Origin of the sequence: Burkholderia sp. BCC1985 (genome assembly GCF_905339915.1) — a bacterium.
Lineage (GTDB): Bacteria > Pseudomonadota > Gammaproteobacteria > Burkholderiales > Burkholderiaceae > Burkholderia.
In genome coordinates this window covers 26,050-46,460 of the sequence record NZ_CAJPGY010000007.1, presented here as the reverse complement: position 1 = coordinate 46,460, position 20,411 = coordinate 26,050, and the positions used below count along the sequence as shown (strand labels likewise).

Genomic DNA, 20,411 nt, shown 5'->3' with positions numbered 1-20,411 from the left:
GTGCAGGCGGGCGTCCGGGGTGGGCGTGGGGGGAAGGATCGGCCGAACCGCGTTCGCGCGTCAATCCCCCCCGCGGCGAGTGGGGCCGCGCCGCCGCCCGGCCGATAGCATGGGTTCCGAGGCGTGACGAACGCGATTGACGAATGTAACGGGGAGGGGCCATGAACATCGTATCGACCGGCGCGCGCCGCAGCGCGCCGAGCGCCGGATAAACGGAGCGGCACGATGTATCGCCATCTGCTCGTGACGGTCGACGGCGTGCCCGGCGGCATCGACGCGATCGGCCATGCGCTCGAACTGGCGCGTTCGGTCGGCGCGCGGGTCACGTTCGTGCTGTCCGGCGCGGCGCCGCAATCGCCTGGCTCCGACTCGCGTTTATCCGGAGCGCGGATGCCGGAACACGGTGCGAAAGTGGAAGCCGCCGCACGGGCCCAGGGCCTGTCCCATGCGATCGCGGCGGCCGGCGATCCGGGGGCCGGTCAGCCGGCGGCCGGCGGCACGTCGCCCGCCACGCTCGCCGGCGAACTCGGCTGCGACCTGATCGGCGTCGCGGCGCTGCCGCACGATGCCGATGCCGGCGCGGCCGCGCAACGGCGGTTGCTGCTCGCGACGAGCGGCGTGCCGGTGCTCGTGTGCCCGGCGCGGCGTGCGCCGGCAGAGGCGCGCGTGATGGCCCGCTGTCTCGCCGCGCATCGCGCGCTCGGCGCGCAGTTGCAGGCGCTGACGCAGTTGCAGGCGCCGACGCTCGCGAGCGAAGACCCGGACTCGGCAACGCGGCCGGCCGCCGATGCAGACCGCACGCTCGCGGTGCACGCCGCGTTGGCGTCGCTCGCGGCGCTGCAGGACGCGCGTTCCGGGCCGTCCGCCGAAGCACGCCTGTGCGCGGCATTGCGCAGACGGGCAGAGAGCACCGCGGCCGAACTCGACGAGCTCGACCGCCAGCGGCGCCGCGATGCGCACGCGCTCGGCGCGCTGGTGCGGCTCGCCGCCGACGGCTTGCCGTCGGCCGCGTTCGATGCCGCGCTCGCCGTCTATGCGCGCGGCGCGTTCGAGCAGATGGGGCGCATGGAAGGCGTGATTTTCCCGGCCGCGCGGCGCTATTTGAGCGACGCCGACTGGACCGAACTGGACGCGCCTCCGGCGAGCGGCTCAGCTGCGACGACGCCGGGCGCGGACGAACCCGACGATGCGTGACGCGCATCCGACTGAAACCCTACGGAGAACCAGATGGCACATGCAGTGCGATTCCACGAAACCGGCGGCCCCGACGTGCTGCGCTGGGAAGCGGTCGAAGTCGGCGACCCGGGCGCGGGGCAGGTCCGCCTGCGGCACGAGGCCGTCGGCCTGAACTTCGCCGACACGTATTTCCGCAGCGGCCTGTATCCGGTGCCGCTGCCGGCCGGCATCGGCGTCGAGGCCGCCGGCGTGGTCGAGGCCGTCGGCCCCGGCGTGACGAACGTCGCCGCCGGCGACCGGGTGACCTACACCGGCTTCCTGAACACGCTCGGCGCGTACAGCACCGAACGGCTGATCGCCGCCGCGCCGCTCGTGAAGCTGCCGGCCGGGATCGCCTGCGAAACGGCCGCGGCGATGACGATGCGCGGCCTGACGTCGGCGTACCTGTTGCGCCGCATCCACGCGTTCGCGCCGGGCGACACGATCCTGCTGCACGCGGCCGCGGGCGGCGTCGGGTTGATCGTGTCGCAATGGGCGAAGCTGCTCGGGCTCACTGTGATCGGCACCGTGTCGAGCGAGCACAAGGCCGCGATCGCCCGCGCGCATGGCTGTGACCATACGATCGACTACAGCCGCGAGGACGTCGCGAAGCGCGTGCGCGAACTGACCGGCGGCGCGGGCGTCGACGTCGTGTTCGACAGCGTCGGCAAGGACACCTTCGAGGGCTCGCTCGATTCGCTGAAGCGGCGCGGGCTGATGGTCTGCGTCGGCACCGCGTCGGGCCCGATCCCGCCGTTCGACCCGCAGCGCCTCGCGATGAAGGGCTCGCTGTACCTGACGCGCCCGGCGCTGGCCGACTACATCGCCGATCCGGCCGAGAAGAACGACCTGGCCGGCGAGCTGTTCGCGCACGTCGCGGCCGGCCGCATCCGGATCGAGATCAACCAGCGTTATGCGCTGCAGGATGCGGCGCAGGCGCACCGCGATCTCGAGTCGCGCAAGACGACCGGTTCGTCGGTGTTCATCGTCTGAGGAGACGCGCATGCGAGTCGAACCCCTGACCTGTGCGATCGGCGCGGAGCTGCTGGACGTGAGCCTCGCCGACGCCGTGCACGACGACGGCCTGTTCGCCGAAATCCGCACGCAGCTGCTGCGCCATCGCGTGCTGTTCCTGCGCGACCAGGACATCACGCGCGCCGAGCACGTCGCGTTCGCGCGCCGCTTCGGCGAGCTCGAGGATCATCCGGTCGCCGGCAGCGATCCCGAGCACCCGGGGCTCGTGCGGATCTACAAGTCGCCCGACCAGCCGAACGACCGCTACGAGAATGCGTGGCACAGCGATGCGAGCTGGCGCGTGGCGCCGCCGCTCGGCTGTGTGCTGCGCTGCATCGAGGGTCCGCCGGTTGGCGGCGACACGATGTGGGCGAACATGGTGCTCGCGTACGAGAACCTGCCGGACCACGTGAAGCAGCAGATCGAAGACTTGCGCGCGCGTCACAGCATCGAGGCGAGCTTCGGCGCGGCGATGCCGGTCGACAAGCGCCTCGCGCTGAAAGCGCAGTATCCGGACGCCGAGCATCCGGTCGTGCGCACGCATCCCGAAACGGGCGAGAAGGTGCTGTATGTGAACGCGTTCACGACGCACTTCACGAACTTCCATACGCCCGCGCGCGTGCGCGTCGGGCAGGACGCGAATCCGGGCGCCGGCCAGCTGCTGCAATACCTGATCAGCCAGGCTTACATCCCCGAATACCAGGTGCGCTGGCGCTGGAAGAAGAACAGCGTCGCGATCTGGGACAACCGCAGCACCCAGCATTACGCGGTGATGGACTACCCGCCGTGCGTGCGCAGGATGGAGCGCGCGGGCATCGTCGGCGACGTGCCGTTCTGAACGCGCCCGCACCTTAACCGACTCGCAACCCTGTACACGACGCGCCGGGCCAGCCGCCCGGCGCGGCGGGATACGCACGCCCGTACGCCTGCACTAAAACGATTCCCACTGGAGGACGACATGCAATTTCTCGACGATTCGCTGCACCCGGAAAACCAGGACAAGGTAGTCATCACGGTCGCGCCGTACGGCCCCGAATGGATGCCCGCCGACTTTCCGGAAGACATTCCGGTGACGATGGACGAGCACGTGCAGAAGGCCGTCGACTGCTACAACGCGGGCGCGACGGTGCTGCACCTGCACGTGCGCGAGCTCGACGGCAAGGGCAGCAAACGACTGTCGAAATTCAACGAGCTGCTCGGCCGGCTGCGCGAGGCGGTGCCCGACATGATCCTGCAGGTCGGCGGCTCGATCTCGTTCGCGCCGGAAGGCGACGGCGCCGAGGCGAAATGGCTGTCCGACGACACGCGCCACATGCTCGCCGAGCTGACGCCGAAGCCCGACCAGGTGACGGTCGCGATCAACACCGTGCAGATGAACATCACCGAGCTGATGAACCGCAAGGACATCGCCGGCACGTCGCTGAACGAAGCCGCGCTGTGGGACGCGTACCGCGAGATGACCGTGCCGGCCGGCCCCGGCTGGGTCGACGAGCACCTGCGCCGGCTGCAGGCGGCCGGCATCCAGCCGCATTTCCAGCTCACCGGCATGCATGCGCTCGAAACGCTCGAGCGGATCATCCGCCGCGGCGTCTATCGCGGGCCGCTGAACGTCACGTGGGTCGGCATCGGCGGCGGCTTCGACGGTCCCAATCCGTACAACTTCATGGAATTCGTGCGGCGCTGCCCGGACGGCGCGTGCATCACGCTCGAATCGCTGATGAAGAACGTGCTGCCGATCAACACGGTCGCGATGGCGCTGGGCCTGCATCCGCGCTGCGGGATCGAGGACACGATCATCGACCAGAAGGGCAACCGGATGACGTCGGTGCAGCAGGTCGAGCAGTGCGCGCGGATCGCGCGCGAACTCGGGCGCGAGATCGCCACCGGCAAGGAGGCGAAGGCGATCTACCGGATCGGCGTGCAGTACGACGGCGTCGACGAGACGCTCGCGCAGCTCGGGATGGCGCCGAACCGCCGGCCGGGCCAGCTGAGCGTGCCGCTGCGCGCGGCCTGACGCACCGGGCGACCGTGCAACCGGGCGGCCCGCGAGCGCCGCCCGCCGATCGATGTGGCGCGGACCCACCCTCGCGCGGTGCGCGAGGCAAGCTCCGACGAACGGAGCGGGGCCGCGCAAGCCGCGCCGGCGCGTTGCCGCACCGGTGCCGGAGGAGACACGCATGCTGATTCATCACGTCGAGCCGTCGCTGCAGGACGTGGCGACCACCGGGCGGCGCGCGCCGGCCTATGCCTGGCTCGTGTTCGGGCTGACCGTCGGCCTACTGCTGTCGGACTACATGTCGCGGCAGGTGCTCAATGCCGTGTTTCCGCTGCTCAAGCACGCGTGGGGACTGTCGGACACGCAGCTCGGCTCGCTGTCCGGCGTCGTCGCGCTGCTGGTCGGCCTGCTGACGTTCCCGCTGTCGGTGCTCGCCGACCGCTTCGGCCGCGTGCGCAGCATCGTGCTGATGGCCGCGCTGTGGAGCGTCGCGACACTCGGCTGCGCGCTGTCGACCAACTACGCCCAAATGCTGGTTGCGCGCGGCCTCGTCGGGCTCGGCGAAGCCGCGTACGGCAGCGTCGGCGTCGCACTGATCCTCAGCATCTTTCCGGCGCGCCTGCGCGCGACGCTGACCGGCGCGTTCATGGCCGGCGGCGCGTTCGGCTCGGTGTTCGGGATGGCGCTCGGCGGCCTCGTCGGCGCGCATCTTGGCTGGCGCTGGTCGTTCGGCGTGATGGCCGCGCTCGGCATCGTGCTGCTCGTCGCGTACCGCGGCGTGGTCACCGAACGGCGGCTCGCGGCCTGCCGCGTCGAACCGTGCCGGCCCCATGCCGATACGCCGCGCGACCTGCGCGGCAGCGTGCGCGCGCTGATGTCGGGGCTGTTCGCATCGCGTTCGGTGATCTGCGCGTATGTCGGCAGCGGGCTGCACCTGTTCGTGCCCGGCGCGCTGTTCGCGTGGCTGCCGAGCTACCTGAACCGTTATTACGCGATGGCGCCGGACCGCGCCGCGGTGCTCGCGGCCGGCTTCGTGCTGCTGTCGGGCGTCGGGATGGTCGGCTGCGGGATCGTCACCGACCGCGTCGGCAAGACCGACGGCAAGCGCAAGTGGCTGACCGCGATCGCGTATTGCGTGCTGACCGGCGTGTGCCTCGCGATCGCGTTCCGGCTGCCGCCCGGGCCGCTGCAACTCGCGCTGATCTGTGCGGGCATGCTGGTCGGCGCGGGCGCGTCCGGCGCATCGGGCGCGATGGTCGCGAACCTGACGCCCGCCGCGATCCACGCATCGGCGTTCGCGACGCTCACGCTCGCCAACAACCTGCTCGGCATGGCGCCGGGCCCGCTGCTGACGGGGTGGGTCGCCGATCGCGCCGGCCTCGTCGGCGCACTGCAATGGATTCCCGTCGTGCCGCTCGCGGCCGCCGTGCTGTTCGCGATCGGACGCGCGAACTACGCGGCCGATCTCGCGCGCGTCGAACGCGAACGGCGCGCGTCCCACCTTTCCTGAACCGAACCCTCCCGGAGGCTGCATGACCCTGGCGACCGCGCCCACCATCCTGATCGTGCCCGGCTTGCGCGATCACGTCGAAGACCATTGGCAGACGCATCTGCAACGACGCCTGCCGAACGCACGGTCCGTCGCGCCGCTCGAAGCCGACAAGCTGAGCCGCGCCGCGCGCGTCGCGGCACTCGATGCGGCGCTCGCCGCGATCGACGGCCCCGTGATTCTGGTCGCGCACAGCGCGGGCGTGATGATCACGGTGCACTGGGCACGGCAGGCCACGCGCAAGATCCACGGCGCGCTGCTCGCGGCACCGGCCGATCTCGACACGCCGATGCCCGCCGGTTATCCGGCGCCCGACGCGATCGCCGCGAACGGCTGGACGCCGGTACCGACCGGGCGGCTGCCGTTTCCGAGCGTCGTGGCCGCGAGCCGCAACGATCCGCTCGCGCGCTTCGAACGCGTCGAAGTGCTGGCGGCCGGGTGGGGCAGCAAGCTCGTCGATCTCGGCGAAGTCGGGCATCTGAATCCGGCGTCCGGGTTTGGCGAGTGGCGGGATGCGGAGCGGCTGATCGGGGAGATGATCGCGCTCGGTGCGGCCTGAGCGCCATCGGCAACGCGCCGCGCATGAATTCCCTGCCGGCGCGTCAATGTGAACCGATTCCATTTGAGCGCCCAGCGACATACGACGTCCTAACACGCCGCCTGCCCGTCGCCGTGTCGCGCCGCGAAATCGTTCAATCTACAAATCCTCGGGAAACGGAAGGTTTCTGTTAGGGAAATTCCCGCCCCGCGCCATTCGGTTTTTTGTTGACCGACATCGTATAACGCCGTCATGATTTCCTGAAAAGAAAGGTCCCATCCACCGACCGAAGTGAGGAGACATGAACGCCACCCCGATCGCTCGCCGTGTCCGCCGGATCGCACTCGCGCTGGGTTTCACGCTGTCGGCCGCGGCAGCCGTTGCCGCACCCGTATCGCTGAACGTCGTCGACGTCGCGGGCAACCTGCAGCTCACGCAGAAGGCCATCGAGGCGTTCAAGGAGAAGAACCCGAATCTCGTCGCGAACGTCACGTTCACGAACGCGCCCGCGCCGCAGCTGCCGGGCAAGATCAAGGCGATGCAGGCGGCGGGGCGCGCCGACATCGATCTCGTGCTGACCGGCACCGACGCGCTGGCCGTCGGCATCGAGCAGAACCTGTGGCTGAAGCTGCTTCCCGACAACGCGGGCGCGTTTCCCGGCGTGCTCGACCGGTACGCGCCCGGCCCGCGCAAGATGCAGGATGTCGCGCAAGGCTTCGGCCTCGAAGTGACCTACATGCCGGCCGGCCCGCTGCTCGAATACAACCCGGCGAAGGTCGCCGACCCGCCGAAGACGCCCGAACAGCTGCTCGCGTGGTGCAAGGCGCATCCGAACAAGCTGATCTACGCACGCCCGGCGAACTCGGGCCCCGGCCGCACGTTCCTGATGGGGCTGCCGTACGTGCTGGGCGACAAGAACCCGCAGGATCCGATCAACGGCTGGGACAAGACCTGGGCGTTCCTGAAGCAGCTCAACGACTGCGTGCCGTACTACCCGGGCGGCACGTCGGCCGTGATGAAGGAGCTCGGCGAAGGCACGCGCGACATGACCGTGACCGTCACCGGCTGGGACCTCAACCCGCGCGCGCTCGGCATCGTGCCGGCCGACTTCCGGATCCAGGCGTTCGACAACATGACGTGGGTCAACGACGCGCACTACATGGTGATTCCGAAGGGCGTGGCGAAGGACAAGCTCGACGTACTGTTCAAGCTGATGAACTTCCTGCTCGAACCGGCGCAGCAGGCGATGACCTACGACGACGGCTACTTCTATCCGGGCCCGGCGGTGAAGGGCGTGACGCTCGAGATGGCGCCCGCGCACAGCCAGGAAGTGATCAGGAAGTTCGGCCGCCCCGAGTACGCGAAGCTGCTCGCGGAGCGTCCGCACGTGCAGCCGCTCAACGCGCAGGCGATGGTCGCCGCGTTCCAGAAGTGGGACCGCGAGATCGGGTCGCAGAAGTCGAAATGACGGATGAACCCGCGGGCGCCGCGGCGCCCGCGCCGACGGAGTTCGCGTAATGAAGCACAGTTTCGAACGGTTGCGGCTCGACGGCGTGTGCCGCAGCTTCACCAATGCGGAGGGCGCGCAGGTCGCCGCACTGAACGGGCTCGATCTCGACATCCGGCGCGGCGAGTTCGTCGCGCTGCTCGGCCCGTCGGGCTGCGGCAAGTCGACCGCGCTGAACTGCATCGCCGGGCTGCAGCCGCTCACGAGCGGCGGCATCTGGCTCGACGACACGCGCATCGACGTGCTGCCGCCCGAGCGCCGCGGCTTCGGCATGGTGTTCCAGAACTACGCGCTGTTTCCGCACATGTCGGTGCTCGAGAACGTCGGCTTCGGGCTGAAGATGCGCGGCGTGCCGAAGCAGGAAACGCGGCGGCGCGCGCAGCAGGCGCTCGAACTCGTGCAGCTCGTCGGTCACGAGGGCAAGCTGCCCGGGCAGCTGTCGGGCGGGCAGCAGCAGCGCGTCGCGATCGCGCGCGCGATCGTCATCGAGCCGCCGCTGGTGCTGATGGACGAGCCGCTGTCGAACCTCGACACGAAGCTGCGCATCGAGATGCGCGCCGAGATCCGCCGCATCCACACGCAACTCGAACGCGCGACGATCTACGTGACGCACGACCAGGACGAGGCGCTGTCGATGGCCGACCGGATCGTCGTGATGAAGGAGGGCGTCGTGCAGCAGGTCGCGTCGCCGAAGGACGTGTACACGCGTCCGCACAACCTGCACGTCGCGCGCTTCATGGGCTATCGCAACGTGCTGCCGTTCACGCTCGAAGGCATGGCCGGCGATTACGTGAACGTCGCCGCCGCCGGCGTGCGCGTCACCGGCGTGCCGATGGCGGGCTTCGACGGCAAGGACGTCGTGGTCGCACTGCGCCCCGACGACATCGAGCGCGCGGAAGCAGGCGCCGACAACGCATTCGACGCGACCGTCGAAACGGTCGAATACGGCGGCCGCGACTCGCTCATCCGCGCGATCGCGCCGTTCGGCCCGATCTGGGCGCGCGTCGCGGGCGAATTCACGGAGGGCGAACGGCTGCGGCTGCGCGTGAGCCCGGCGCGCACGCTCGTCTATGCGGGAGACGCGCGATGAACGGCCGCAGCGCCGCATGCGCGGCAGCATGCCCCCGGGAGGCCAGCATGAAAACCATCCGCTATCGCCGCCCGACTCACATTCTTGCGCGACGGAATGCTTCTGTCGGGCACGGTCGAAACAGTAATTACAAAGGCAGGGCCGCATGAGCACGCTCGCGACCGGCGGCGCGCCGCGCGACGCGAAGGCGTGGCTCGTCACGCCCGCGCTCGCGTTCATCGTCGCGCTGTTCATCTATCCGTTCGCGTACGGCCTCGTGCTGTCGTTCCAGCCGACGAACGGCGGCGGCGTGCTCGCGAACTACGTGCAGTTCTTCACCGACACCGCGATGTGGCCGACCGTGCTCGTCACGCTGAAGCTCGCGGTGCCGGCGACGCTGATCAACGTCGGCATCGCGGTGCCCGTCGCGTTCGCGCTGCGTCGCAACTCGCCGTACCAGAAGTTCGTCACGACGCTGCTCGTGATTCCCGTCACGCTCGGCACGGTGCTCGTCGCCGACGGGATGCTCACGTACTTCGGCCCGAACGGCTGGTTCCCGCAGGCGCTGCAAGGGCTGCACCTGTACACCGACGAGGTGCGCCTCACGCACAACTACTGGGGCGTGCTGCTGTCGCTGATCGTGTCGGGCTTTCCGTTCGCGTTCCTGCTGATGCTGTCGTACATCAGCGGCATCGACCCGACGCTCGCGCGCGCCGCGGCCACGCTCGGCGCGAACCCGTGGCAGCAGTTCCGGCGGATCTACCTGCCGCTGCTCGTGCCGGGGCTCACGATGGCCGCGTGCCTGTCGTTCGTGCAGGCGTTCTCGGTGTTCCCGTCGGCCGTGCTGCTCGGCGCGCCGGCCGGGCCGACGCGGGTGATCTCGATCGCGGCCGCCGAAGCCGCGTTCGAGAGCTACGACTATTCGCTCGCGTCGGCGATCGCGATCGTGATGGGCTTCGTGCAGCTGCTGGTGGTCGCGTCGATGCTCGGCGCGCGCCGCTTCTTCTATACCGGTCCGGTCACGGGAGGCAAGGGCTGATGGCGACCGACAATCATGCCGCGCCGGCGTGGCCGCCGAAGCACAGCCCGCCGGGCGCGCAGCCGGTCAACGCGATGAAGCCGCGCAAACTGCGCGGCAGCCTCGCCGGCCGCGCGTGGAAGACGCTCGTGTGGGGGCTGATGGCGTTCTTCCTGCTGAACGTGATGCTGCTGATCGCGACCGTCGCGGTGAACTCGGTCGCGACGCGCTGGTTCGGCACGCCGCTGCCGCAGGGCTTCACGCTGCACTGGTATGCCAAGGCGTGGGAAGACTTCCAGCTCGCGAGCGTGCTGTGGGTGACGCTCGAAGTGGTCGGCGCGGTGGTGCTGCTGTCGGTCGCGCTCGGCGTGCCGGCCGCCTATGCGCTCGCGCGCGTGCAATTCCGCGGCAAGCGCTTCGCGCTGCTGGTGTTCCTGCTGCCGCTGATGGTGCCGCCCGTCACGTACGGGATCCCGATGGCGACCGTGATGTACAAGGTCGGGCTCGCGGGCACGCTGCTGGGCGTGATCCTCGCGAACCTCGTGCCGGCACTGCCGTTCGTGATCCTCGTGATGACACCGTTCATCGAGCAGATCGATCCGAACCTCGAAGCCGCCGCGCGCATCTTCGGCGCGAACACGTGGCGCTATTTCCGCTACGTGCTGCTGCCGCTGCTGGTGCCCGGCATGCTCGCGGCAGGGTTGCTCGTGCTGGTGCGCACGATCGGGATGTTCGAGCTGACCTTCTTCACCGCGGGCCCGAGCACGCAGACGCTCGTCGTCGCGCTGTATTACGCGGTGTTCTCGACCGGCGTGCGCGCGCCGCAGTCGATCGACGCGATGGCGATGATCTACATGGCCATCACGCTCGTGTGGGTCGTGATCGCGCTGCAGTTCGTGAGCCCGACGCAGCTCGTGAGCCGCGTGAAGCAGGAGCGGCAGTAGGCGTCCACGTGTGGCGGCGTGCGTTAACGCGGCTCAACGCGAAGGACAGCGGCGGCGCAGCGATGCAGGCGGTCCGCCGGTGCTTGTGCGCGCCATCCGTGCAATTGGTTACAAATGGATACCGCGAACCGTGCACGGACGTTGCAGACTACGCAGCGTACCGGCCCGGCGATACGTTCGCTCGCATCGCCGCATGCCGCCCGACGTTCACCCGATTCGCGGAGTTCCATGAAGTTTCCCACGCTGCTGACGCTCGGCTGTGCGGCCACGCTGCTTGCCGCCTGCAACCTGCTCCACGACGGCCCCGGATCGAGCGACGTCGATGCCGCGGTGCGCCGCGCGCTCGAAGCGGAAAACCACGGCGGCCTGAACGCGCTGTTCGGCCAGCCGCTGCCCGTGTCGGCCGACGTGATCTCCGCGAAACCCGACGGCGACTGCAGGAAGGTCGGCGAACGGACCTACACGTGCGACGTCGTGGTCACGTGGCGCAACCACGATTACGCACCGTCGCGCGCGAACCTGACCTTCGTCAAGGCCGCCGACGGTTCGTGGCAGACCTCGGGCGTCGACGCGGCCATCGCGACCGGCGCCGCCAAATCGCTGATCGACCGGATCGGCAAGGCGTGGCCCGGCAACGCGGCGAGCGGCGCATCGGCGCCGCAGTGACGCGGCCGGCGACGGGCTTCGTCGCGCTTTCTTCAGAGGACGCTCCCGGCGAGCGGAGCCGTACCGTTTTCCACAGGACGCTGGAGGACTGCGCGAACGGTCCGGCGGGCGCCGCGACCGTGGCGGCGCCCCATCTTGTTCGACCCGCGCTCGAGCCCCGATTAGCGGCGAAAAAAGGGCACAACCGCGACCGGGTACCGGTCGAACCCATCCTCGGTATGCGGATCGGAATATAGGGAAAACCCTTAATTCGAGCTATAATCACGGCCTAGAAGAAAGGTCGAACCATGCCCGAACGTCTCCAATCCCTTGAAAAATTTGTGTTTTCCCTGGTCGTGATGTCCGCGGTCTTCTGCTCCGCGTTCCTCGCGTACGAGCGTCACCCCGAGATCAAGATCGCGCTGCACGAAGGCGAAGCGCTGATGCGCGAAAGCGCCAAGTATTCGGTCATCTGCTCGCCGTCCAAGGTCGATCCTTGCGTCGAGATGTCCGCTTACTGATCGATCTTCGCGTCGAGGCTCGCGCGCCGGTCGGCGCGCGGCAGCGAACGGCGTCCTGGGCACCGTTTCATCAGTTTCGGACTCGCCCTACAGATTTGGCGGCCTGAATTCCTTGAAGTAGCGCCCATCAGGAATTCGGAAACCGGCCGCAAGGCAGGGCGGATGCACGAACCCGTAACGTGCCGAGTCGCTGGCGTAAGCAGCCCCCATTCCGTCGGCCCCGCCTCGAGCAATCGAGCGGGGCCGCTCCATTTGCGCGGGCCATTTGCACGGTCCATCTGCGCGCCCCATTTACACGGCCCTGACTGCACGGCCCGAATTCGCGCGGTCCGCAGGTTCGGTTTGCAGCGACCGGCGTCACACCACCTGCCGAGGTTCGCCGCGCGCAAACGCGGCAACGTTGTCGACGAGCTGATCGGCCAGTGCCCGCATCGCCTCGTCGCTCGCCCACGCGACATGCGGCGTCAGGATGAACGCCGGATGCGACAGGATCGCGTGGAACGGATGCGCGGCCGGCAGCGGCTCCTGCGTGACCACGTCGAAGCCGGCGCCCGAAATCTGCCCGGCCTGCAGCGCGTCGACGAGTGCACCTTCGTCCACGAGCCCGCCGCGCGCGGTGTTGATCAGCAGCGGCCGGCGCGCCATCCGCGCGAACGCGGCCGCGTCGATCAGGCCGCGGGTCGCCGGCGTGAGCGGGCAGTGCAGCGTGATCACGTCGCTGTCGCGCAGCAGCGTGTCGAGCGGCACATGCCCGGCGCCCCGCGCAGCGCCGTGCGCGGCGAACAGCACACGCATGCCGAGCGCGCGGGCGATGCCGGCCACCGCACGGCCGAGCATGCCGTCGCCGACGATCCCGAGCGTCGCGCCGGCCAGGTCGCGGATCGGGTGATCGAAGAAGCAGAACTGTCCGCTGTCGAGCCAGCGCCCCGCGCGCACCGCGTCGCGATACGCGACGAGGCTGCGCCGCAGCGCGAACATCAGCGCGAACGTGTGTTCGGGTACGGTGCGCACCGCATACCCGCGAATGTTGCTGACGACGATGCCGCGCGCGGCGCACGCATCGAGATCGACGATGTCGGTACCCGTCGCGGCGATCGCGATCATTTTCAGGTGCGGCGCACGGTCGAGCGCCGTCGCGTCGAGCCGGACCTTGTTGGTGACGACAATGTCCGCGGCGCCGATACGCGCGGCCACTTCGTCCGCGGCCGTCCGTTCGAAGGTCCGCAGCGCATGCGGAAACGGAAACGGCTTCAGCACGGTCTTCGGCGACAGCGTCGCGCGGTCGAGAAACACGATCTGCGCAGGAGAGGAACTGGAAAACATGGCGGGCCTCGCTGACGGGCGCCCGGCGGGCGCGCAACGGCAACGATTCTGCCAACGGCGCATGCGATCGGGCTTGCGCATTGCGCGAGCGCGCTTTCCCGCGCGGAAAACGTCGGTGCCATCCGTGCACGGCCGGCCCGACGACTTCCCGGTTCACTGTTCCGTCGCACGAGCCGCTGTGGCAGCGCCCCGTCGTGCTGCAGGCGATGGCGCACGCGTGCGCCGCTGGGACGATGCGTGCGCGGCGCTCGCCGAAGCCGCCGTGCGGGCCCGCGAAATGAGCCACGCGCCCCTTTCCGTTCAGGAAAGGCTGGTTGAGCATCGATCGATTTTCGCCGGATGCAAACGCAGTCATGATCGCCGTCATCGACAACACGATTTTCAGGAGACAGTCATGACGCGCCCCCTGGACGGTATCCGCGTGCTGGAACTCGGCCAACTGATCGCCGGTCCGTTTGCGGGCCGGATGCTCGCCGAATTCGGCGCGGACGTGATCAAGGTGGAGCCGCCCGGCGTCGGCGACCCGCTGCGCAAATGGCGGCTGCTGCACGACGGCACGTCGGTCTGGTGGGCCGCGCAGTCGCGCAACAAGCGCTCGCTCGCGCTCGACCTGCGCACGCCCGAAGGGCAGGACGTCGTGCGCCGCCTCGTCGCCGGGACCGACGTGCTGATCGAGAACTTCCGGCCCGGCACGCTGGAAGGCTGGGGGCTCGACTGGGAGACGCTGTCCGCGATCAACCCGCGGCTCGTGATGCTGCGCGTATCGGGCTTCGGCCAGACCGGCCCGTATCGCGACCGGCCCGGCTTCGGCGTGATCGCCGAAGCGATGGGCGGCCTGCGCCACCTGACCGGCGAGCCCGGCCGCACGCCGGTGCGCGTCGGCGTGTCGCTCGGCGATTCGCTGTCGGCGCTGCACGGCGTGATCGGCATCCTGCTCGCGCTGCGCCATCGCGAACAGCAGGGCGGCAAGGGCCAGGTCGTCGACGTTGCGCTGTACGAATCCGTCTTCAACATGATGGAAAGCCTGCTGCCCGAATACTCGGCGTTCGGCGCGGTGCGCGAGCCGGCCGGCAGCAGCCTGCCGGGCATCGCGCCGACCAACGCGTACCGCTGCCGCGACGGCAGGTACGCGCTGATCGCCGGCAACGGCGACAGCATCTTCCGGCGCCTGATGGCGTTGATCGGGCGCCCCGATCTCGGCGACGATCTCGCGCTCGCGCACAACGACGGGCGCGTCGCGCAGGTCGCGCGCATCGACGCGGCGATCGGCGAATGGAGCGCGCGGCTCGATCTCGACGACGTGCTCGCCGCGCTGCACGACGCACGCATCCCGTCCGGGCGCATCTACGACGTCGCGGACATCGCGGCCGATCCGCATTACCGCGCACGCGACATGATCGTCGACGCCGCGCTGCCCGACGGCACGCCCGTGCTCGTGCCGGGCATCGTGCCGAAACTCGGCGCGACGCCCGGATGCATCGAGCGTCCGGCACCCGCGCTCGGCGCCGATACCGACGCGGTACTCGAATCGATCGGCATCGATGCCGCGACGCGCGACGACTGGCGCACGCGCGGCGTGATCTGAAGCGACCAACCTGCCACCGGGACGACGACATGAACCAGCCCCATCCCCAACGACTTTATATTCAAGAAGTCGCGACACGCGACGGTTTCCAGAATGAAGCGGCGTTCGTCGACACCGACGACAAGATCGCGCTCGTCGACGCGTTGAGCGCGTGCGGCTACGCGAAGATCGAGGTCACGTCGTTCACGTCGCCGAAGGCGATCCCCGCGCTGCGCGACGCGGAAGCCGTGATGCACGGCATCGTGCGCGCGCCGGGTGTCGTCTATACGGTGCTCGTGCCGAACGTGCGCGGCGCTGAACGCGCGCTGTCGTGCGGCGTCGACGAGGTGAACCTCGTGATGTCGACGAGCGAGAGCCACAACCGCACGAACCTGCGGATGACCCGCGAGCAGTCGTTCGCGCAACTGCGCGACGTGATCGACACGGTGCGCGGCACCGGCGTCGCGCTCAACGTGTCGCTGTCGACCGCGATGGGCTGCCCGATGGAAGGCGACGTGCGTGCGGAAACCGTGCTCGCGTGGATGCAGCGCTTCGCGGATCTCGGCGTGCACGGCTTCACGCTGTGCGACACGACCGGCATGGCGTATCCGTCCCAGGTGCGCGACCTGGCCGAACGCGCGCGCGAACGCTTCGGTGCGCTGCAGCTCACGCTGCACTTTCACAACACGCGCGGGATGGCGCTCGCGAACACGCTCGCCGCGCTCGACGCCGGGATCGACCGCTTCGACGCGTCGCTCGGCGGCCTCGGCGGCTGCCCGTACGCGCCGGGCGCGACCGGCAACGCATGCACCGAGGAGCTCGTGCACATGCTCGCGCTCGACGGCTACGATACGGGTGTCGACCTCGCGGGCGTACTCGCCGCGGCCGCGCGGTTGCCCGCGCTGATCGGGCATGACGTGCCGAGCCAGATCCTGAAGGCCGGGCGCCGCTCGGACCTGCATCCGCCGCCGCGCGCCGAAGCCGGCCACATGCCGGCGCAGCGGGCTTTCTCGTAACCGAACCGGAGCGAATCACATGGCACTGATTGACCACCTCGACCACCTCGTGCTGACTTGCGTCGATCCGGAGCGGACGAAGCATTTCTATACCGAAGTGCTGCAGATGCAGCTCGAAACCTTCGGCGCGGGCCGGCTCGCGTTCCGCTTCGGCAACCAGAAGATCAACCTGCACGTGCGCGGCGCGGAGTTCGAGCCGAAGGCGCACGTGCCGGTGCCCGGCGCGCTCGACCTGTGCTTCATCGCGTCGGTGCCGCTCGACGACGTGATCGCGCATCTGCACCGCGTCGAATGGCCGATCGTCGAAGGGCCCGTCGAGCGCACCGGTGCGACGCAGAAGATCCGGTCGGTGTACGTGCGCGACCCGGACCTGAACCTGATCGAGATCTCCGAGCTGATCTGAGTTACGTTGCGTTGAATTGCACGGCGCGCGCGGCGGTCATGCCGAGCTGTCGTGCGGCGTGGGCGCAGCATCGCGTCCGTTCTGCCGGTTCCGCATGCGCCGGCGCGATGCGCCCGCCACGCAGCAATCCTCCGCCGAAAGCGGACAGGCGCGTACCGCACCCGCCGATTCCGGATAGGCGCGCCGCGTTGCACTGCGGATAATGGCGTGCATCGGCGCCGGTCCGTCCGCCGCCTTCGCAGCGGGCGCGACGCGCGTCCCGCGGATCCGCAATCCGACCCACGCACATTCCGAATGACGATCCTCTATCGCGGCATGGACCGCGCGGCGCTCGACGCCGCTTACCTGAACACGAAGGCCATTCCCGACTTCCCCGCGGTACTTGAGGCCTGCCAGGCGCGCAGCGCCGCGCTTTACGCCGCGACGCCCGCGCAGCGCGACCTGCGTTACGGATCGCGCCCCGCGCAGCGCTTCGACTGGCTGCGCTGCGGCCTGCCCGGCGCGCCGCTGTTCGTGTTCATTCACGGCGGCTACTGGCAGCACTGCGCGAAGGAAGATTTCGCGTACGCGGCCGCCGGGCCGCTCGCACGCGGGTTCGATGTCGTGCTCGCCGAATACACGCTCGCACCGGCTGCATCGATGACCGACATCGTCGGCGAGATCGGCGCGCTGCTCGACCATCTCGCGGCCGATCCCGATCGCATCGGCACCGGCGGCCGGCCGATCCACCTGAGCGGCCACTCGGCAGGCGGTCACCTGAGCGCCGTGTATCGCGCGCATCCGGCGGTCGTGTCGGCGCTTGCGATCAGCCCGCTCGTCGATCTCGAGCCGATCTCGCTGTGCGTGCTCGGCGAGAAGCTTCGACTCACCGCGCAGGAAATCGCCGCCTACAGCCCGCTGCGTCACGTCGGACCCGGTGCGCCGACCGTCGTCGCGGTCGGCGCGGCCGAGTTGCCGGAACTCGTGCGCCATGCACATGAATACGCGCACGCATGCGAGGCGGCCGGCGAGCCGGTTGCGCGCGCGTGGCTGCCGGGCATGCAGCACTTCACGGTACTCGACGATCTCGCGCGACCGGACAGCGCGATGCTCGCCGCACTGCAGGCGATCGCGCCGCGCTGAGCGCGCTGTCCTGCATCGTTTCGCGCGATTTCGCCGCGTGCATGGCCGGGCGTATGATCGGCATCAGGCCGGTCGGGCGCCGTTCGCGCGCGTCGCATGGCACACCCCAGGATCTTCGTCATGGTGAACCCGCTTCATTTCGATCTGCAGTCGCTGCGCGTGTTCGCGCTCGTCGCCGAGCACGGCAGCCTGACCAAGGCGGCCGAACACGGTCAGCTCACGTTGTCCGCGGTCAGCAAGCGGATCGCCGAACTCGAGAGCGTGACCGGCAGCGCGCTGTTCGTCCGGCATGCGCGCGGCGTCGAGCTGACGCCCGCGGGCCGCGCGCTGCTCGAACATGCGGCGAAGGTGATCGAGCAGGTGAACCGGATGGCGCACGAGATGAGCGATTACGTCGCCGGCGTGCGCGGCCACATTCACGTGTGGACCAATACGTCGGCGATCGTCCAGTTCCTGCCGGCCGATCTCGCCGCGTTCCTCACCGACAACCCGGGCATCAAGGTCAGTCTCGAGGAGAGGCTGAGTCACGAGATCGTCGATGCGCTCGGGTCCGGCAAGGCCGATCTCGGCGTGTTCGCGGACAACGTGCCGGCGCCGGGCATCGAACGCCGGCTGTACCGGCGCGACGAGCTCGTGCTGCTCGTGCCGCGCGGGCATCGCTTCGCCGCGCGCGACAGCATCCGCTTCGCGGAGACGCTCGATGAAGACTACGTCGGCCTGAGCGACGGCAGTTCGCTGCTCGCGCGGATGACCGACGCCGCGTTCGCGGCCGAGCGTTCGCTGAAGCTGCGCATCCAGGTATCGAATTTCGACGGCGTGAGCCGGATGATCGAGGCCGGGCTCGGGATCGGCGTGCTGCCGCGCGATGCGGTGACGGGCGAGCGCGCGGCGCGGCTCGGCGTCGTGACGCTCGACGACGCGTGGGCGACGCGCACGCTGTGGGTCGGCGTGAAGGCCGGCACCGTGCTGACCACGGACATCGCGAAGCTGTTCGATTTCATGTCGGCGCGTTGAACGCGCTGAATGCGAGGAATGCGCGACCTGCGTTCAACGCGCGCCAGGCGCGACGCACGGGGCACGCATGCCCCGTGCCGCAAACCGCGTCATACCGGGTTGATGTCGTCCTGGCTGCGCCGCGTGGTCAGCGGCCCGAGCACGCGCAGCGTGACCGCGACGATGCCGAGCGCGACCGAGATCACGCCGAACATCGCTCCCGCGCCGTGTTGGGCCAGCACCGGCAGCAGCACGAACGGCAGCGCGCCGCTGACGATGCGCGACAGCGAGTAGGTGCTGCCGATCGCGGTCGAACGCACGCGCGCCGGGAAGATCTCCGCCTGATACACGTGATACGCGTTGCTGAACACGTTCGACGCGCAGGTCGTCAGGAACCCGAAACAGACGATCAGCGCCGTGTTGCCCGAATACGCGAAGCACAGCCCGAACGCGGCGATCGACAGGATCGACACGATCACGAGCGTGCGGCGCTCGATCCAGTTCAGCAGCGGAATCGACAGCAGCGAGCCGATCGGATAACCGATGAACGACAGTGCGATGAACAGCGTGCTGTCGGTGACGTCGAACCCGCGGCTCTTGACGACCGTGCTCGCGAGCGTGCCGAAGCCGTAATAGCCGAAGCCCTGGAACAGGTGGAACACCGCGAGCATAAAGTAGCGCGCGCCGTACGGCCGGCGGCGCAGCAGCGCGATGCGCTCGCCGACGCGCAGCGGCCGCTGCGGTTCGGCCGATGCCGCGAACTGGTCGGGCACGCGCACGCCGGCGCTATCCGCGAAGCGCTTCGCCGCGGCATGCGCATCCGCGGCGCGGCCCTGCGCGAGCAGCCAGCGCGGGCTTTCCGGCAGACGATGCTGGACCAGCAGCACGTACACGGCGCCGAGGCTGCCGATCGCGAGGATGATGCGCCAGCCGGCCACGCCCGCGACGTGCAGCGGATTCAGCCACAGCGCGAGGAAGCCGACCAGCGGCACGGCGACGTACGAAGTCGTATAGGCCCAGGCGGCAAGCCGTCCGCGCTTGTCCTTCGGCAGGATTTCGGACAGGAAGCTGTCGGCGACCGGGTAGATCGCGCCGACGCCGATGCCCGTGAGAAAGCGGCATGCGACGAGCATGTCGGCGTTCACCGAGAACGCGCCGATCAGCGAGAACGCGCTGTACCAGACGAGCGTCATCAGGAACGCCTTGCGCCGGCCGATGCGGTCGGCGAGGCTGCCGAGACACAGCGCACCGACGAACATTCCGATGAATGCCGACGCGAGCAGCAGCTTGAAATCGGCGCTTTGCCGGCTGAGCCCGTATTCGTGCTGCAGCGCGGAGCCGATCGTGCTGACGAGGAAGATCTCGTACATGTCGAAGAACAGCCCGATGCCGATCACCCAGACGACGAACCGGTGCAGCGCACCGACCGGCAGGTCGTCCATGAATTCGCCGAGCGTGATGCCGCGGGCGGGCAGGGCCGTCGCATCGGCGCCGGCCCGGGCCGCGGACGATGCGGCGGACGCGGGGCCGCCCGCGGTGCCGCCAAGGTCGAGGGATTGGCTGTTCATCGTGTCTCCTGATTATCGATTTGCCGTGGCGCGATGCCCGGCCGTTCGCGGCTATTCGCGGCCGGCATCACGGGCCCGGTCGCGCGACGCGGCGCACGTGCCCGCAAGGCCCGCGAAAGGCCGGATGCGCGGGATCGCGCCGATCGTCCGAAACATGGTCGGCGAATTTGCGCGACGCGATAATTGCGGATGCTTCAAGCATCCTTTCCCGCGCAGAAAGGCCGGGAAACGCCCGCTGGGCGGGCGTCGGACGGAAGGCGAGCCGAAGCTGGAAGGTCAGGGCAGGGAAAACGATAGGCCGCGCTGCGCGGATTCGGCGGCCGGTGATGGTGATCGCGTACCGCACGGTTCGGTATCGTCGGTCAATCCGCCGGCGCCGCGCGAGGGAAAGGCGGAGCGACGCCGC

The 20,411-nt window shown here is 69.2% G+C and carries 20 protein-coding genes; 17 read left to right on the top strand and 3 right to left on the bottom strand.

What is annotated here, in order from left to right:
- Nucleotides 1-225 precede the first annotated feature (225 nt).
- The 12 genes from U4Z31_RS08855 to U4Z31_RS08800 all read left to right on the top strand — a co-directional run bounded on the left by U4Z31_RS08855 (nucleotide 226) and on the right by U4Z31_RS08800 (nucleotide 12,016).
- Nucleotides 226-1,194, top strand: coding sequence for a universal stress protein (locus tag U4Z31_RS08855; RefSeq protein WP_321810000.1), 969 nt, complete (start codon nucleotides 226-228; stop codon nucleotides 1,192-1,194).
- A 33-nt stretch (nucleotides 1,195-1,227) separates the two neighbouring features.
- On the top strand, nucleotides 1,228-2,208 hold the full coding sequence (locus U4Z31_RS08850) for a quinone oxidoreductase family protein (protein ID WP_124485480.1): 981 nt from the start codon (nucleotides 1,228-1,230) through the stop codon (nucleotides 2,206-2,208).
- Between the two features lie 10 nt (nucleotides 2,209-2,218).
- A complete protein-coding gene (locus U4Z31_RS08845) occupies nucleotides 2,219-3,067 on the top strand; it encodes a TauD/TfdA dioxygenase family protein (RefSeq protein ID WP_321809999.1) in 849 nt (282 codons plus the stop codon).
- Nucleotides 3,068-3,187: 120 nt separating this feature from the next.
- Nucleotides 3,188-4,243, top strand: a complete 1,056-nt coding sequence (locus tag U4Z31_RS08840; protein ID WP_044843535.1) for a 3-keto-5-aminohexanoate cleavage protein — start codon at nucleotides 3,188-3,190, stop codon at nucleotides 4,241-4,243.
- Nucleotides 4,244-4,406: 163 nt separating this feature from the next.
- Nucleotides 4,407-5,735: an MFS transporter gene (locus U4Z31_RS08835; RefSeq protein ID WP_321809998.1), complete on the top strand. Its 1,329-nt coding sequence runs from the start codon at nucleotides 4,407-4,409 to the stop codon at nucleotides 5,733-5,735.
- A 22-nt stretch (nucleotides 5,736-5,757) separates the two neighbouring features.
- Nucleotides 5,758-6,333, top strand: a complete 576-nt coding sequence (locus tag U4Z31_RS08830) for an RBBP9/YdeN family alpha/beta hydrolase (protein ID WP_321809997.1) — start codon at nucleotides 5,758-5,760, stop codon at nucleotides 6,331-6,333.
- A 280-nt stretch (nucleotides 6,334-6,613) separates the two neighbouring features.
- Nucleotides 6,614-7,780, top strand: coding sequence for an ABC transporter substrate-binding protein (locus U4Z31_RS08825; protein WP_321809996.1), 1,167 nt, complete (start codon nucleotides 6,614-6,616; stop codon nucleotides 7,778-7,780).
- Nucleotides 7,781-7,829: 49 nt separating this feature from the next.
- Nucleotides 7,830-8,909, top strand: coding sequence for an ABC transporter ATP-binding protein (locus U4Z31_RS08820; RefSeq protein ID WP_321809995.1), 1,080 nt, complete (start codon nucleotides 7,830-7,832; stop codon nucleotides 8,907-8,909).
- 145 nt (nucleotides 8,910-9,054) lie between these two features.
- Nucleotides 9,055-9,927: an ABC transporter permease gene (locus U4Z31_RS08815; RefSeq protein ID WP_044843529.1), complete on the top strand. Its 873-nt coding sequence runs from the start codon at nucleotides 9,055-9,057 to the stop codon at nucleotides 9,925-9,927.
- On the top strand, nucleotides 9,927-10,850 hold the full coding sequence (locus U4Z31_RS08810; protein ID WP_321809994.1) for an ABC transporter permease: 924 nt from the start codon (nucleotides 9,927-9,929) through the stop codon (nucleotides 10,848-10,850). Before U4Z31_RS08815 ends, U4Z31_RS08810 begins: the two co-directional genes overlap by 1 nt.
- Nucleotides 10,851-11,078: 228 nt before the next feature.
- Nucleotides 11,079-11,516 carry a hypothetical protein gene (locus U4Z31_RS08805; RefSeq protein WP_124485474.1) on the top strand — a complete coding sequence of 146 codons (438 nt, stop codon included), beginning with the start codon at nucleotides 11,079-11,081 and terminating at the stop codon, nucleotides 11,514-11,516.
- A 287-nt stretch (nucleotides 11,517-11,803) separates the two neighbouring features.
- The gene (locus U4Z31_RS08800) at nucleotides 11,804-12,016 is read left to right on the top strand and encodes a hypothetical protein (RefSeq protein WP_044843526.1); all 213 of its coding nucleotides are present in this window, start codon (nucleotides 11,804-11,806) and stop codon (nucleotides 12,014-12,016) included.
- Nucleotides 12,017-12,373: 357 nt separating this feature from the next.
- Here U4Z31_RS08800 and U4Z31_RS08795 read toward each other — a convergent pair whose 3' ends face one another.
- Nucleotides 12,374-13,339, bottom strand: a complete 966-nt coding sequence (locus U4Z31_RS08795) for a D-2-hydroxyacid dehydrogenase (protein ID WP_321809993.1) — start codon at nucleotides 13,337-13,339, stop codon at nucleotides 12,374-12,376.
- A gap of 394 nt (nucleotides 13,340-13,733) precedes the next feature.
- On the opposite strand from U4Z31_RS08795, the gene U4Z31_RS08790 reads away from it, so the two are divergent.
- The 5 genes from U4Z31_RS08790 to U4Z31_RS08770 all read left to right on the top strand — a co-directional run bounded on the left by U4Z31_RS08790 (nucleotide 13,734) and on the right by U4Z31_RS08770 (nucleotide 18,458).
- Nucleotides 13,734-14,924 (top strand): CoA transferase, encoded by a 1,191-nt coding sequence (locus U4Z31_RS08790; RefSeq protein WP_321809992.1) that lies wholly within the window; start codon nucleotides 13,734-13,736, stop codon nucleotides 14,922-14,924.
- A 29-nt stretch (nucleotides 14,925-14,953) separates the two neighbouring features.
- Nucleotides 14,954-15,919, top strand: coding sequence for a hydroxymethylglutaryl-CoA lyase (locus U4Z31_RS08785; protein ID WP_321809991.1), 966 nt, complete (start codon nucleotides 14,954-14,956; stop codon nucleotides 15,917-15,919).
- A 19-nt stretch (nucleotides 15,920-15,938) separates the two neighbouring features.
- A complete protein-coding gene (locus tag U4Z31_RS08780) occupies nucleotides 15,939-16,322 on the top strand; it encodes a VOC family protein (RefSeq protein WP_044843522.1) in 384 nt (127 codons plus the stop codon).
- A 294-nt stretch (nucleotides 16,323-16,616) separates the two neighbouring features.
- The gene (locus tag U4Z31_RS08775; RefSeq protein ID WP_321809990.1) at nucleotides 16,617-17,444 is read left to right on the top strand and encodes an alpha/beta hydrolase; all 828 of its coding nucleotides are present in this window, start codon (nucleotides 16,617-16,619) and stop codon (nucleotides 17,442-17,444) included.
- Between the two features lie 120 nt (nucleotides 17,445-17,564).
- Nucleotides 17,565-18,458, top strand: a complete 894-nt coding sequence (locus tag U4Z31_RS08770; protein ID WP_044843520.1) for a LysR family transcriptional regulator — start codon at nucleotides 17,565-17,567, stop codon at nucleotides 18,456-18,458.
- Between the two features lie 89 nt (nucleotides 18,459-18,547).
- On the opposite strand, the gene U4Z31_RS08765 is transcribed toward U4Z31_RS08770, so the two are convergent.
- Both U4Z31_RS08765 and U4Z31_RS08760 read right to left on the bottom strand, forming a co-directional pair.
- Nucleotides 18,548-20,005, bottom strand: coding sequence for an MFS transporter (locus tag U4Z31_RS08765; RefSeq protein WP_321809989.1), 1,458 nt, complete (start codon nucleotides 20,003-20,005; stop codon nucleotides 18,548-18,550).
- A 67-nt stretch (nucleotides 20,006-20,072) separates the two neighbouring features.
- Entirely contained in the window at nucleotides 20,073-20,351 is a 279-nt protein-coding gene (locus tag U4Z31_RS08760) for a hypothetical protein (protein ID WP_321809988.1), read from the bottom strand.
- Between the last annotated feature and the right edge of the window lie 60 nt (nucleotides 20,352-20,411).

Bases quoted from the DNA above. Each gene is read 5' to 3' on its own strand.
- U4Z31_RS08845 (WP_321809999.1), top strand. From the start codon at position 2,219: ATGCGAGTCGAACCCCTGACCTGTGCGATCGGCGCGGAGCTGCTGGAC.
- U4Z31_RS08820 (WP_321809995.1), top strand. From the start codon at position 7,830: ATGAAGCACAGTTTCGAACGGTTGCGGCTCGACGGCGTGTGCCGCAGC.
- U4Z31_RS08855 (WP_321810000.1), top strand. From the start codon at position 226: ATGTATCGCCATCTGCTCGTGACGGTCGACGGCGTGCCCGGCGGCATC.
- U4Z31_RS08805 (WP_124485474.1), top strand. From the start codon at position 11,079: ATGAAGTTTCCCACGCTGCTGACGCTCGGCTGTGCGGCCACGCTGCTT.
- U4Z31_RS08810 (WP_321809994.1), top strand. From the start codon at position 9,927: ATGGCGACCGACAATCATGCCGCGCCGGCGTGGCCGCCGAAGCACAGC.
- U4Z31_RS08780 (WP_044843522.1), top strand. From the start codon at position 15,939: ATGGCACTGATTGACCACCTCGACCACCTCGTGCTGACTTGCGTCGAT.
- U4Z31_RS08790 (WP_321809992.1), top strand. From the start codon at position 13,734: ATGACGCGCCCCCTGGACGGTATCCGCGTGCTGGAACTCGGCCAACTG.
- U4Z31_RS08785 (WP_321809991.1), top strand. From the start codon at position 14,954: ATGAACCAGCCCCATCCCCAACGACTTTATATTCAAGAAGTCGCGACA.
- U4Z31_RS08765 (WP_321809989.1), bottom strand. From the start codon at position 20,005: ATGAACAGCCAATCCCTCGACCTTGGCGGCACCGCGGGCGGCCCCGCG.
- U4Z31_RS08800 (WP_044843526.1), top strand. From the start codon at position 11,804: ATGCCCGAACGTCTCCAATCCCTTGAAAAATTTGTGTTTTCCCTGGTC.
- U4Z31_RS08850 (WP_124485480.1), top strand. From the start codon at position 1,228: ATGGCACATGCAGTGCGATTCCACGAAACCGGCGGCCCCGACGTGCTG.
- U4Z31_RS08795 (WP_321809993.1), bottom strand. From the start codon at position 13,339: ATGTTTTCCAGTTCCTCTCCTGCGCAGATCGTGTTTCTCGACCGCGCG.
- U4Z31_RS08775 (WP_321809990.1), top strand. From the start codon at position 16,617: ATGACGATCCTCTATCGCGGCATGGACCGCGCGGCGCTCGACGCCGCT.
- U4Z31_RS08830 (WP_321809997.1), top strand. From the start codon at position 5,758: ATGACCCTGGCGACCGCGCCCACCATCCTGATCGTGCCCGGCTTGCGC.
- U4Z31_RS08840 (WP_044843535.1), top strand. From the start codon at position 3,188: ATGCAATTTCTCGACGATTCGCTGCACCCGGAAAACCAGGACAAGGTA.
- U4Z31_RS08825 (WP_321809996.1), top strand. From the start codon at position 6,614: ATGAACGCCACCCCGATCGCTCGCCGTGTCCGCCGGATCGCACTCGCG.
- U4Z31_RS08770 (WP_044843520.1), top strand. From the start codon at position 17,565: ATGGTGAACCCGCTTCATTTCGATCTGCAGTCGCTGCGCGTGTTCGCG.
- U4Z31_RS08835 (WP_321809998.1), top strand. From the start codon at position 4,407: ATGCTGATTCATCACGTCGAGCCGTCGCTGCAGGACGTGGCGACCACC.
- U4Z31_RS08815 (WP_044843529.1), top strand. From the start codon at position 9,055: ATGAGCACGCTCGCGACCGGCGGCGCGCCGCGCGACGCGAAGGCGTGG.